The organism is Symbiobacterium sp. (assembly GCF_040797425.1).
Lineage (GTDB): Bacteria > Bacillota > Sulfobacillia > Symbiobacteriales > Symbiobacteriaceae > Symbiobacterium.
This window is the reverse complement of record NZ_JBFNEH010000073.1, coordinates 1-11,298: the sequence shown is the minus strand read 5'-3', so window position 1 is coordinate 11,298 and position 11,298 is coordinate 1. Positions and strand designations below refer to the sequence as shown.

Annotated in this window: 7 protein-coding genes and 1 riboswitch; of the genes, 2 read left to right on the top strand and 5 right to left on the bottom strand. The window is 66.2% G+C overall.

Annotated elements, in window-relative coordinates:
• The first annotated feature begins 150 nt into the window (after positions 1-150).
• Complete coding sequence (locus tag AB2385_RS15635; protein WP_367655946.1) at positions 151-1,239, top strand: glycosyltransferase family 4 protein; 1,089 nt, start codon at positions 151-153, stop codon at positions 1,237-1,239.
• A gap of 511 nt (positions 1,240-1,750) precedes the next feature.
• On the opposite strand, the gene AB2385_RS15630 is transcribed toward AB2385_RS15635, so the two are convergent.
• The 5 genes from AB2385_RS15630 to AB2385_RS15610 form a co-directional block, all read right to left on the bottom strand.
• Positions 1,751-2,839, bottom strand: coding sequence for a Gfo/Idh/MocA family protein (locus tag AB2385_RS15630; RefSeq protein WP_367655945.1), 1,089 nt, complete (start codon positions 2,837-2,839; stop codon positions 1,751-1,753).
• Positions 2,840-3,279: 440 nt separating this feature from the next.
• Positions 3,280-4,755: an S-layer homology domain-containing protein gene (locus AB2385_RS15625; RefSeq protein ID WP_367655944.1), complete on the bottom strand. Its 1,476-nt coding sequence runs from the start codon at positions 4,753-4,755 to the stop codon at positions 3,280-3,282.
• Positions 4,756-4,909: 154 nt separating this feature from the next.
• Positions 4,910-5,644, bottom strand: a complete 735-nt coding sequence (locus AB2385_RS15620) for a hypothetical protein (protein ID WP_367655943.1) — start codon at positions 5,642-5,644, stop codon at positions 4,910-4,912.
• Positions 5,645-5,979: 335 nt separating this feature from the next.
• The gene (locus AB2385_RS15615) at positions 5,980-7,779 is read right to left on the bottom strand and encodes an ABC transporter ATP-binding protein (protein ID WP_367655942.1); all 1,800 of its coding nucleotides are present in this window, start codon (positions 7,777-7,779) and stop codon (positions 5,980-5,982) included.
• A 65-nt stretch (positions 7,780-7,844) separates the two neighbouring features.
• Positions 7,845-9,791: an ABC transporter ATP-binding protein gene (locus AB2385_RS15610; protein ID WP_367655941.1), complete on the bottom strand. Its 1,947-nt coding sequence runs from the start codon at positions 9,789-9,791 to the stop codon at positions 7,845-7,847.
• Between the two features lie 142 nt (positions 9,792-9,933).
• Positions 9,934-10,110, top strand: a riboswitch (FMN riboswitch).
• 139 nt (positions 10,111-10,249) lie between these two features.
• Between AB2385_RS15610 and AB2385_RS15605 the strand changes: the two genes are divergently transcribed.
• A complete protein-coding gene (locus tag AB2385_RS15605) occupies positions 10,250-10,825 on the top strand; it encodes an ECF transporter S component (RefSeq protein WP_367655940.1) in 576 nt (191 codons plus the stop codon).
• Positions 10,826-11,298 lie beyond the last annotated feature (473 nt).

Sequence of the window (11,298 nt, the reverse complement as noted above, 5' to 3'; positions counted from 1 at the left end):
ATCCGGAGCTGTGTCAGGCATTCAGTGCGCAAGGATACCGCAAGGCCCTCGCCCACACCTATCAAAGCCAGCGAGGAAAACTGAGTGCGGCAATCTTGGAGATGGCTGTGCGCAAAGGTTTGATTCATAGATAGGCAGGAAGTGAAGGCATTGCGAGTTGCCCTGGTCTGTTTGAGTTCAACACCCGGAATCCTGGCTTACACCAAAATCATCGCGAACGGTCTGATCAACGAGGTCCGGGTAACCATGTATGTACCCAGAGGTCAGATAGAGCACCCTCTTGACTCACGACTGGACGTACGCCCCATTCTCAACCCGTTGCCGCCAAGATCTCTCGCAGCCGTCGCTGACATCCGTACCTTCTGCCTCCTGTGCGGTAGTCTGCGGAAGGGCAACTACGACATTATCCACTTCACCTGTGCCCACCCGTGGAACGTCCCCCTCTCCTACTTCTTGGATCGTAAACGAATTGTGCTGACCCTGCATGATCCTGAACCCCATCCAGGCGAAGGAATAACCTCCCGCATCGTGGCTGTTTACAACGCACTGATCGTTCGCCGAGTGGGCAGATTGGTGGTCCACGGAAAGGTATGGAAACAGCTACTAGAAAGCAGGGGCCTTCATCATGTTTCCTACGCACCGCTAGCGTCCACACAAGTGCAATCGCCAAGCCCATACCCGATTGACGGACCGATTCTGTTCTTCGGACGGATCATGCCGTATAAGGGACTGGACATATTCGTGGATAGCCTTGAAATCGTCATGAGGGAGGAACCAACCGTCCATGCTGTGATCGCTGGTGAAGGCCGGATTCCCGAGAAGGTTGCAAGCAAGCTGGCACACCTGGCGCCCAGAGTTACGGTTCTCAATCGACGGATCAGTGAAGACGAGAAAGACCAGTTATTCCGAGTCACGCGGTTTGTAGTACTCCCTTATCGCCAGGCAACTCAGAGCGGAGTGATTCCTGATGCTTACGCCCACGGGAGACCGGTCTTGGCCACTACGGTTGGCGCCTTACCAGAGGCGGTGGTCGACGGCCAGACTGGCTTCTTGGTTCCGCCCGATGAACCGGAGGCCTTGGCCAGCAAGATGCGGCTGTTGCTGGAACACCCCGAACTAGCGCAGAAAATGGGGAACAGTGCCAGGGAGTTCTTTGAAAGGGAACTATCTCCTCAGCGAATGGTTCAGTCGCTAGTTGAAACCTATAAGATAGTAGAAGGCGAAAGGACGACTCATTAGGGCCGTCCTCCAGTCTCAGACAAAACGTGTACCTCCAAACGGTACTGCGCGAAGACCTGTTACGGAATATCCAGGGGGAATCGTTGACACAGACTTCATCCGGGCACTGACCAGGACAATCTAAACCAAGTGCGGACGGCCAGTTGTTGACCTGGTGAAGTTCGACCCTTCCGGATGCTGTGTTCCGTCGCCGATTGCTGTCGCTCTAGACTCCCGTACGGTCGACGAAAACCTCTGTTTCACCCTTGTGCTTACCTTGTCACCACCGCCACCCTTTCGGGGGAATTTGCCAGGCGTGTTCACTGCACTGCGAAGCTTTCCAGAATCGCCGGTGTGGAGTTAGATCGGAAACACCTTGCGACAAGCATAACGTCCCAATTGACGAAACTGCAAAGAGTACTAAGAAAGGCCCCCCGGGCAGCACATGCTGCTGTTGCCGAAAGTCTCGACGCAACCTAATGCGCCACAACAGCAAACGGGACCCGGCTCCTCGCCGGGTCCCCGATTGCTCCTACCCCTCCACCGTCACCCATTCGCCCGCCCGGTCCGACTCCTGCACCGCCGCCAGGACCCGCTGCACCAGCAGCCCCGCCTCGAAGCCCGGTTCCGCGTCCGTCCGCCCGTCCCGGATCGCCTCCAGGAAGTGCGCCTGGGCGGCCACATTCAGCGGCACTGGCCGGCGTCCACCCGTGTTGATGCGTTCCCACCCGCTAAGGCCGGGGACTTTCTCCCCCTTCAGATACAGGTTCAGCTCGTCCGGGTTTGTCGCCCCGTTGAACGCCACCGAGCCCCGGGTTCCGTAAATGGTGACGTCTGGCCCCCGGCGCACGCCGGTGGCCAGGCGGGTGGCCTCCAGCAGCCCGACCGCGCCGGCCTCGGTCTCCAGCAGGGCCAGGGCCACGTCGTCGACGCCCACGGGAACCCGCCGGGTGCTCCCCTGGGCCGCCGGGCGGTCCTTGATGAAGGTGCGGGTAAGGCCCATCACCCGCCGCGGCCGGCCGAGAAGGAAGGTGATCAGGTCGATGGCGTGGGAGCCCAGATCGTAGAGCACACCGCCGCCGGCCCGGGTTTGGTCCAGCCGCCAGGTGAGGGGCCGGTCAGGATCCTCATAGCCGGAGTGCAGGAAGGTCACCCGGAAGCTGGTGATCTCGCCCAGGGTGCCGTCCTGGATCAGCCGGCGGGCCGCCTGGGCGGCGGAGCCGAAGCGGCACTGGAATGCGACCTGCGCCACCCGGCCGGAGGCCCGGGCCCGGGCGCACAGGTCCTCCGCTTCGGCCACCGTGCGGGCCAGCGGCTTCTCACAGTAGACGTGCTTCCCGGCCTCCAGGGCGGCGCTGGCGATCGGGTGGTGCAGGTCGTCCGGCGCGCAGACGTGAACGATGTCCACCTCGGGCGAGGCCACCAGCTCCCGCCAGTCGGCGGTGGCGAAGGCGAAGCCGCCCTCGGCCTTCGCTTTCGCCGCAGTCTCCGGGCGGCTGGTGGCCACCGCCACCAGCTCGATGGGGGCCCCCACGTCTTTGTAGAACGGGATCAGGCGGTAGGCCTCGGCGTGGATGCGACCGAAACTGTAGCCGATGATGCCGATGCGGAAGGGTTTCATGGGCGTCCTCCCTCCTGAGTGGCTTGCTGCGGCAATCTGCGGTCCGTGAGACGCCATGATGTGTTTCATGAGGTGCGAAGGCGTTCCCGCCGTGCGACGGGCAGGGCCTGGCAACACCACACATCGTCTCGATCTTGTATTCCCCTTCTGTGGGCCCGTTCCTGCACCCGGGCCGCGCCTCCACCTGGGGCCCTGAAACTCGCCGTGCGGCCCCCTGCGTGCAGGGTCATGCACCTGGCGCTTCGCCGGCGCCTGCAAGCCGATGCCCACTTCGCCTGCGCCGCCCCCGCACGGGCCGAAGGGCCTCTCCCGGCGACTCCGTGAAGCGGCACACCCGCGGTCGCAACGATTCCTGACGTGGTGCGGACGCCACTGAGCCGCCTCCGCCGCAAATCACCAGGAGCCCCGCCAGCCCGGCGGGGCTCCCGCATGACAGACGACTACGGCTCGCCCAGCGCGTCCAGCAGCCGCTTCAAGGCCACCACCGCCTCCAGGCGGGTGGCCGAGGCCTGCGGCTCGTAGCGGCTCCCGCTGCGGCCCTTCAGCAGTCCCAGCTGGTGGGTCAGGGCCACGTCGGCTTTCGCCCAGGGGGCGACCTCCGCCCCGTCGGCCACGCCGGAGAGGATCGCCTCAACCGCCTCGGGAGACGCGGCAGAGCGCAGGGCCTCGGCCGTCGCGGCAGGCAGGCCGGCGCTCTCGCCACGCTGGCGCAGCGTCCGGGCAAGGATGGCGGCCATCTCCTGCCGGGCGATGGTATCCAGCGGCCGGAACTGCCCGGCCGCCCCCTGGATCAGTCCGGCCCTGGCCACCGCCTCGACGTCGGCGTAGAACCAGTCGGTGGGGGCCACGTCGGGGAAAGTCGGCTGGGCCGGGGTCGCCCGCTCGAGACCCAGCGTCCGGACCAGCAGGGTGGCGAACTCGGCCCGGGTCACGGCCCGCTCGGGGTTGAACCGGCCCCACTGGTCGCCGCGAACCACGTTCTGTGCGGCCAGCGCTTCCAGGTCGGCGCGGGCCCAGTGGTCGAGCGGAACGTCGGGGAACAGCAGCGTGGAGGTCGTGACGACCGGCGCAGGGGCCTTTTCCGCAGAGACGGTCAGCAGTTCGCTGCGGTCGTAGGTGCGGTTCCCAACCTGGATGCCGGTGACCCGGTACTGGCCCGCGGAAAGGTACATCTGCCAGCGGCCGTTCTCGATGGGGGAGCGCAGGGTCCAGTCCGCCCCAACCGGCTCCGCCAGCAGCAACCCCTCCGCCACCGGCTGGCCGTCAATCACGGCGTCGCCCTGGACGTTCACCTCGGGCAGGGCGACGTTGATCACCACGGGCGCATCCACCCCGGCTACGGTCACCGGGTAGCCCTCACCGAAGTAGTGCGGGATCCCGTACTCCCGGAAGAAGGTGTCCACTTCGACCAGAGAGTACCGGCCGGGCGCCAGGCGGCTGATGAACCTGCCGTCGTAAGAGGCCTGGATCTGGTGCACCTGCCCGTCCGGGCCGATGAGTTTCAGCAGCGGCCACCGGGTGGGCTGCCCGCCGACGGTGACGGCACCCTGCACGTTAAGAAACAGCAGGGTCACGGTCACCTCCTGCATCCCGTTCTCCCGTGCGACGAACCGGGGCGGTTCGGGCTGCACGTACTCTTTCGTGTCCACCTGCACGTAGTACTCGGCCGGCGGGAGGTAGAGCTGTGCCCACCCCTTGGCGTCAGTCCGGGCACTGACGCCGCTGTTGTGCAGCGGGCTGTTTGGATTCAGATCGAAAATCCCGTAGTCCGCGTTCGGAAGGGGCATCCCTCGTTCATCCTGGATGCGCAGTTCCACGTTCGGCCGGGGCAGTTGCAGGATGTACTCGGCCTGCTGGGCGGTGGCCTGCACCGGTAGATACGTGAGGATCCGGCTGCCGTCGGCCCGCTGGATCATGGCACGATGTACTGCCCCTCGCCCCGCCTCAGGCTGCCCAGGTCCAGATCGAACCGGCCCTGGTCATCGGTCCAGAATACCGGGAGTAGACGGGGAACTCATCCACGTGGGCGAAGTGCACCCCCACGTTCGCCAGCGGGTTGCCGTTCCAGTCCTAGATCACCGCGGGCCGGATGTTCCCGGCGGCGGAACCGGAGGCGCCCTCACCGCCCGTTCCGCTCTGCCCGGGCTGGCCCGTCTCCTCACGCGTCCCCACGAAGAACGTGGAGGTCGTCGTCCCCCACTCCGCCCCCTCGGCCTTCAGCCAATAACGGCCGCTGGGCAGGCCGGCGGGGATGGTGAACTGAACCTCCTTCTCCGAGACGAACTGCACCTCCAGCGTGCACAGCACCGCCCCGTTGTCGTCGAGGATCTGGACCTGCGGGAGGCTGTCCGGGGCGAACGTCGCAATGTCGCCCCCGTGGAGAGACACCGTCCGGGCCGCGTAGGACGCCGGCAGGTTGCTGTCCAACCCCTGGAACTGCGGCACCATCATGACGTAGACAGGGGCTGTGACGGTCTGGCCGTCGATGCTGGCCACGAGCGTATACTCGCCGCGGGGAAGCGGCATGGCCGTGTAAAACGCCACGTAGCCCTCCCGTTGATTCCATACGGCCAGTGGCACGGTCTCCCCGACCTGGCTGCCTTCCAGCCTGGCGGTGACGTTGGAGTCCGCCCGAATCGCCTCGCTTTGAATGCGGATGGTGTACGGCGGCGATTCGGGCAAGAGCCAGTCGTCGAGCACGGTCATCGACACGCCACCCGCCAGCGCCCTGGCAGGCAGCAACAGCGGGACGATCAGGGCCAGTATCGCCATGAGAACCAGCGGAGTTCGCGTTCGGCGGAACACTCGGGTTCCAACCTCCTTCCAGCGCAGTGCGGCGACACAGGGAATTGAGCAGTGATGTATGTTGGGAAATCTGCCCCGTAAAAGATATAGTATTCTGGTATACATACTAAATCCTTCATACCATGAATGATTGGGAAGTGCCCTAACCACGCGACAAGACCCGCCCCGTGCCCGGGGCGGGCCGTTCCATCAGGGCGTCAGCAGGGCCGCCGGTCATGCCGGGGGGCATCCCCGGACGGCCAGGTGCGCGTCCCCGCCGGTCGGTCCGGGGTCTGGCGCCTCTCGGGGGGCCCCTCATGCTGTCCGGCGGGACCTTCCGCCTCGTGCCTTCTCCTTCACGCCCCCTCCCACTGGCCGCGGTAGAGCCGGGCATACCGCCCGCCCAGGGCCAGCAACTCCTCGTGCCGCCCCTCCTCCACCACCTGGCCATTCTCGATGAAGTAAATCCGGTCCGCCTGCCGAATCGTGGAGAGCCGGTGGGCGATCACGAAGGCGGTGCGGCCGTGAAGCAGGGTGCGCAGGGCGTCCTGGATCAGCGCCTCCGTCACCGTGTCGATGTTGGACGTGGCCTCGTCCAGGATCAGCACCGCCGGGTTTGCGCAGAGCGCCCGGGCGAAGGCGATGAGCTGTCGCTGTCCCACCGACAGCTTCGCCCCGCGCTCCTGCACCTCCGTGTCGTACCCCCGCTCCAGCTGGGTGATGAACTCGTGCAGCCCCACCGCCCGGGCGGCGGCCTCCACGTCCGCGTCGGAAGCGTCGGGACGGCCGAAGCGGATGTTCTCCCGGATGGTGCCGGAGAAGAGGAAGGTGTCCTGCTGCACGATGCCGAGCTGCGACCGCCAGGAGCGCTGCGTGACGGTGCGCAGATCCACGCCGTCCGCCAGCACCAGGCCTTCCTGCGGCTCGTAGAACCGGGCCAGCAGGTTGATGATGGAGGTCTTCCCGGCGCCGGTGGGGCCCACCAGGGCCACCGTCTCCCCTGGCTCGGCCCGCAGGTTCAGCCCCCTGAGCACCGGCTGGCCGGGCTCGTAGCCGAAGGTGACGTTCCGGAACTCGACGGCACCGGCCACGCGGGGGAGGTCCCGGGCGCCCGGGCGGTCCACGATTTCGGGCTGCTGGTCCAGCAGCTCCGCCACCCGCTCCGCCGAGACCACCGCGGCCTGGAACACGTTGAACACCTGCGACAGGTCGCGGATCGGCATGAAGAACCGGTTCAGGTAGAGGATGAACGCCGCCACCTGGCCCACCGTCACGTCGGCCGTCCCGCCCCGGAGCAGGACCCCGCCGTACCAGAGCACGAGGGTCACGCCGAAGGCCGAGACCACCTCGATCGCGGGCATCATCGTGGCCCAGACCCGCACGGCCCCCAGGTTGGCCTGCCGGAACCGCTCGTTGAGGCCGTCGAACTCGGCCTGGTTGCGGGCCTCCCGGCCGAACGCCTGGGTGACTCGGATACCGGCGATGGCCTCTGCCAGGTGCGCGTTCAGGTCGGCCGCCCGGCGGCGCTGGGTCATGAAGGCGTCGCGCATCCAGCCCTTGAAGACCCGCAGCACCAGGAGCAGCGTCGGGATGGTGAGGAAAGAGACCAGGGCCAGCCGCCAGTTCATCCAGAGCATCGTGCCCATGATGGTGACCAGCACCAGCGAGTCGCCGAACAGGCTCACCAGGCCCGAGGAGACCAGCTGGTTGATGGTGTCCACGTCGGACATGATGCGGGACATGATGCGGCCGGTGGCCATGGCATCGAAGAAGCGGAAGGAGAGCCGCTGCAGGTGGCCGAACATGCGCTCCCGCAAGTCGTAGATGATGGACTGGCCCACGAAGGAGACGATGTAGGTCTGCCCGTAGCTGGACCACCAGTTGAACAGGGCGGTGGCCAGGAAGGCGAGGGCCACCCGGTCGAGCCCGGCGGGGTCGCCCTCGGTCACGAACTGGTCGATGGCCACCTGGGTAAGGTAGGGTCCCACCAGTCCGGTGACCGCGGTGACCACCATGGCCAGGACGCCCAGGACCAGCCTGGGCAGGTACGGGCGGATGAGCGAGCCCAGCAGCCGGTAGACCCGGGGGTCCACCTGCCTCAGCTTCACGTCGTACTCGTCCAGCCGGAAGGCGCCGGGGCCGCCCCGCATCACCATCTGGACCACCTCCTCGGCCGGAGTGGGGCACGCCGGGAGGCGCCAGCGTCGCGGTGCACCACCACCTAGACCACCTCCTCGGCGGGTCTGAGCTGCAGCTCGTAGATGCGCCGGTAGAGCCCGTCCCGGCGGATGAGGTCCTCGTGGGTGCCCTGCGCCGCGATGCGGCCGCCCTCCAGCACCAGCACGAGGTCCGCCTTCCGCACGGTGGAGAGGCGGGACGCGATGATGAAGGTGGTGCGGCCAGCCATCAGGCGGTCCCAGGCTTGCTGGATCAGCCGCTCGGTGGCCACGTCCACCGCCGAGGTGGACTCGTCGAGCAGCAATATCGGCGCGTCAGTGAGCAGGGCCCGGGCTATGGCGATGCGCTGCTTCTGCCCGCCGGAGAGGCCCACGCCCCGCTCGCCCACCACGGTGTCGTAACCCTGCGGCAGGCTCTCGATGAAGTCGTGAATCTGGGCTGCCTTCGCCGCGGCGACGACCTCTTCCAGGGTGGCGTCGGGCCGGCCGTAGGCGATGTTCTCCCGGAGGGTGGTGGAGAAAAGGAAGGTCTCCTGCGGCACGACGGCGATCTGCCGCCGCAGGGAGGCCAGGTTGACGCTGCGTACGTCCACGCCGTCGATGAGAATCCGCCCTTCGGTGGGCTCGTAGAATCGGGGGATCAGGTGGAGCAGGGTAGACTTGCCGGAACCGGTGAGGCCGAGCACGGCCACCCGCGTGCCGGGGGCGACGTCAAGGTGGATGTTCTCCAGCACGGTCTCGCCGCCGGGGTAGCGGAAGGAGACGCCCTCGAAGGTGACTCGTCCGGGAACGCGGCGCACCGGCGCCCGAGCCAGGGCGTTCTCCTTCGCCGCGGTGCCGGCGACCGGCGTCTGGACGTGGGTACCCCCCACCGCGGGGGGTTCTGATAGATGCGCCACGGCCTGAACGGGCGCGCCTCCCGCCCCGCCGGTCTCCGTTGAGGGCAAGGACGCTTGCAAGCACGTGCCCTCAGGCGTCTCGGAAAATCCGCTCTCTACCACATCTTCAAGGTCCCGTGCACCCGGTCGGTCGGCGACCTCCACTGGCGTGTCCAACAGGGCGTAGATCCGCTGCAGGGCGGCCGCCGCCCGGGTGAAGTGAGAGAGGGCCATCCCCAGCATCCGTACCGGTCCAGCCAGTTGGGCGACGTAAGCGTTGAAGGCAACCAGCGTACCCACCGAGATGGCACCGGCCATCGCCCGCCGACCACCGTACCAGAGCACCGCCACCGCACCGAAGGCAGCGAGGAAGTTCATATAATTCGTCCAGAACGCGCTCAGCCGGATCGCCTGCAGATTGGCGGCCTGGAACGCCTCGTTGGCCGACCGGAACCGAGCGATCTCTTCCTCCTCCCGGGCGAAGGCCTTCACGACCCGCACGCCGGCGATGTTCTCCTGCAACGTGACCGAAAGGCGGGCGGTCTCCGCCTGGACCTCGCTCCAGGCGGTCTGTGACCTCACCTGGAACCGGGCGATGGCGTGGACCAGAAGGGGCAGGAAAAGGAGCGAGACGATGGCCAGCCGCCAGTCCATGAGAAACATGGCGACCACCACGGCGACGATGGTGCCCAGGTGTGTGAGCCCGTTCACCAGCGCCATGCCGGCCGCCATGCGTACCGCGTCGACGTCTGCGGTGAGGCGGGACATCAGCTCGCCGGTCTGCGCCTGGTCAAAGAAAGCGAAGGAGAGCCGCTGCAGGTGGCTGTAGAGCAGCGACCGGAGCGTGGCCACCACCCGGGTGGAGACGATCTCCATCGCATACCGCTGGCCGAACCGCAGGCCGCCCTGCACCAGGGCCACGGCGATGACGGCCAGGGCGCAGGGCACCAGGTATTGCCACCGGCCCTCCTGCAACACTCGGTCGGTGACGAACCGGATGATCTGTGGCTGGGCCGTGCTGAGCAGCGAGACCAGCGCAATCTGAACCAGGCTGAGCAGCACCAGGGGCAGTCCGGGCCGATACAGGGGCCAGAGCCGCTTGAGGAGCTGCAAATCCCGCTCACCTCCGCGGCAAGAGTATAGCCCGTTCGGAGGATAGTGGGCAACATTAATAACTAGTCCAGTTGACTGTCTTGCTTCAGGCCATGGCGCATATTGCATCCGCTTCGTGAGCGTGGTATCATGCAGTCAAAACGAGCGCCTTCAGGGCAGGGTGCGGCGGCAAGAGCTGCCAATTCCCGACCGGCGGTGATGCTTCCCGGTTGTCGGGGAGACGAGCGCCGCGAGCCACGTGTGGCCATCAGGCGGCACGGGGGCAGACTCCGGTGAGAATCCGGGGCCGACGGTATAGTCCGGATGGGAGAAGGCGAGAGAGGCGACCCTGCACGCGCAGGGAGCTCTTTCTTGCTGTGCCCGCAACCCACACCCCGGAAGGCCCGGGGTGTTTCCGTTTCCCCGGTCGGGACGGGTTGCGGCCCTCCAGGCGCAGGTCAAGAAGGAGTGGGGTTGGATTGCGGAACGAACGTCTCCACCGGCTTGTGATGATCGCCATGCTGGGCGCCATGGCCTTCCTGCTGATGTTCTTCGGCGAGGTCTACATCCCACCGTTCGCCGAGTTCCTGAAGTACGATCCCGGCGACATCCCGGCCGTGGTGGCGACTTACACCCTCGGTCCCGCCGCAGGTGTGGCGATTCAGGGGATCAAGGCCGGGCTCTTCCTCCTGTCGGGCAAGGGCTCCACGGGCTGGGTCGGGGCGCTGGCCAACTTCCTGGCCGGAGCGTCGCTGGTGATCGGCGCCGGCGTCTCGCAGCAGGTCTTCGAGCGATTTGGGTTCAAGCACTGGGGCTGGACGTTCCTTTCCGCCGCCATCGGCACCGTGATCATGGCCGCCATCATGATCCCGGCCAACGCCCTGTTCGTCTACCCACTCTGGGGGATGCGGGGCACCGCCGCCTGGGTGGGTGCGCTGACGCTCTCGACGCCGTTCAACCTGTTCAAGGGAATGCTTTCGGCCAGTGTGAGCCTGGCCTTCTACCGCCGGCTCGAGCCGTTCCTGCTGGGGCGGGCGACGAACCGGGTGGCGTGAATAGTTGTAGGAACCCTGCGGCGTGCGCCGCAGGGTTTTTGTTGTGGTCATCTCGGTCACAGGTAGAGCTGATCTCGGCCTGAAAGCCAGCTTTCAGCATACCAATCGCCACGACCCCGGCTTTTTCTTGACGCTCCGACGCTCGGAATCGCCCGCATGTCCCAGATCAAAACCAAAATTTGGCTGTCAGATCGGCTGGCACCCGATCGCACTCCGTAGTCGCCACAGACGCCGGGAGTGTCAACTTCCAGCACACCTGCCGCCACCACCCGGGCTTTTTCCTGACACTGCGACGCTCGAGATCGCCCTCATCTCCCAAATTGAACCCAAAATCTGGTTGTCGGCCCGGCTTGGACCCCTTTCTCTACGTGTCTGACCGCACTCCACAGTCGCCACAGCCGTCGGGAGTGTCAACTTTCAGCACACCTGCCGCCACCACCCGGGCTTTTTCCTGACACTGCGACGCTCGAGAT

Coding starts and splice junctions, on each gene's coding strand:
- AB2385_RS15630 (WP_367655945.1), bottom strand. CDS start 2,839: ATGAAACCCTTCCGCATCGGCATCATCGGCTACAGTTTCGGTCGCATC.
- AB2385_RS15625 (WP_367655944.1), bottom strand. CDS start 4,755: ATGATCCAGCGGGCCGACGGCAGCCGGATCCTCACGTATCTACCGGTG.
- AB2385_RS15615 (WP_367655942.1), bottom strand. CDS start 7,779: ATGGTGATGCGGGGCGGCCCCGGCGCCTTCCGGCTGGACGAGTACGAC.